This is a genomic window from Evansella vedderi (assembly GCF_030813435.1).
GTDB lineage: Bacteria > Bacillota > Bacilli > Bacillales > Salisediminibacteriaceae > Evansella > Evansella vedderi.
On sequence record NZ_JAUSUG010000062.1, the window covers coordinates 1 to 1,109 of the forward strand.

At 50.5% G+C, this 1,109-nt stretch carries 9 tRNA genes and 1 rRNA gene; all 10 read left to right on the plus strand.

From position 1 onward, the window contains the following. Positions 1–95: ribosomal RNA gene (gene rrf, locus J2S74_RS27280) — 5S ribosomal RNA — on the plus strand; the annotation flags it as partial. A 10-nt stretch (positions 96–105) separates the two neighbouring features. Further along, positions 106–181, plus strand: a tRNA-Val gene (locus tag J2S74_RS27285). Positions 182–184: 3 nt separating this feature from the next. Further along, positions 185–260, plus strand: a tRNA-Thr gene (locus tag J2S74_RS27290). 31 nt (positions 261–291) lie between these two features. Further along, positions 292–367: transfer RNA gene (locus tag J2S74_RS27295), tRNA-Lys, on the plus strand. 26 nt (positions 368–393) lie between these two features. Next, positions 394–478, plus strand: a tRNA-Leu gene (locus J2S74_RS27300). Between the two features lie 6 nt (positions 479–484). After that, a tRNA-Gly gene (locus tag J2S74_RS27305) sits at positions 485–559 on the plus strand. Positions 560–579: 20 nt separating this feature from the next. Further along, a tRNA-Leu gene (locus J2S74_RS27310) sits at positions 580–668 on the plus strand. 16 nt (positions 669–684) lie between these two features. Continuing rightward, positions 685–761 (plus strand) — tRNA-Arg (locus J2S74_RS27315). Positions 762–779: 18 nt separating this feature from the next. Continuing rightward, positions 780–856: transfer RNA gene (locus J2S74_RS27320), tRNA-Pro, on the plus strand. Positions 857–863: 7 nt separating this feature from the next. Further along, positions 864–939, plus strand: a tRNA-Ala gene (locus tag J2S74_RS27325). Positions 940–1,109: the final 170 nt, after the last annotated feature.

A 1,109-nucleotide genomic window follows, 5' to 3' on the forward strand; every position in this document is an offset into this window, starting at 1 on the left:
GTCACACCCGTTCCCATGCCGAACACGGTAGTTAAGCTCTCCAGCGCCGATGGTAGTTGGGGGTTTCCCCCTGTGAGAGTAGGACGTTGCTGGGCGTTTTAAAATGGAGGATTAGCTCAGCTGGGAGAGCACCTGCCTTACAAGCAGGGGGTCGGCGGTTCGAGCCCGTCATCCTCCACCATAAGCTGGCCTAGCTCAATTGGTAGAGCAACTGACTTGTAATCAGTAGGTTGGGGGTTCAAGTCCTCTGGCCAGCACCACAACAATTATTTAAATTGTAGAATTAACTACGAGCCATTAGCTCAGTTGGTAGAGCATCTGACTTTTAATCAGAGGGTCGAAGGTTCGAGTCCTTCATGGCTCACCATTTAAGAAATTTTGTGAAAACATCACGCGGGTGTGGCGGAATTGGCAGACGCGCTAGACTTAGGATCTAGTGTCTTATGACGTGGGGGTTCGACTCCCTTCACCCGCACCAGTTTTTGCGGAAGTAGTTCAGCGGTAGAATACCACCTTGCCAAGGTGGGGGTCGCGGGTTCGAATCCCGTCTTCCGCTCCAGAAAACATTATAGTCTGCTTGCCGGGGTGGTGGAATTGGCAGACACACAGGACTTAAAATCCTGCGGTAGGTGACTACCGTGCCGGTTCAAGTCCGGCCCTCGGCACCATCTTTATTTTAGAGTTGCGCCCGTAGCTCAATTGGATAGAGCGTTTGACTACGGATCAAGAGGTTAGGGGTTCGACTCCTCTCGGGCGCGCCACTCTTTATAAAAAAGAAACGGGAAGTGGCTCAGCTTGGTAGAGCACCTGGTTTGGGACCAGGGGGTCGCAGGTTCAAATCCTGTCTTCCCGACCATGATATTGGGGCCTTAGCTCAGCTGGGAGAGCGCCTGCCTTGCACGCAGGAGGTCAGCGGTTCGATCCCGCTAGGCTCCACCAATGTTATTTTGACCTTTGAAAACTAAACAAAAAGCCAAGCGAAGTGGGATATGAACGTCGTATTTATACGACCGATCAATATCCCGTCAATGAATTTTTAAATTAGCCAGTTTAACTGGTTTTGATGTCAGAACATCAAGCTCAACACTTTATTGGAGAGTTTGATCCTG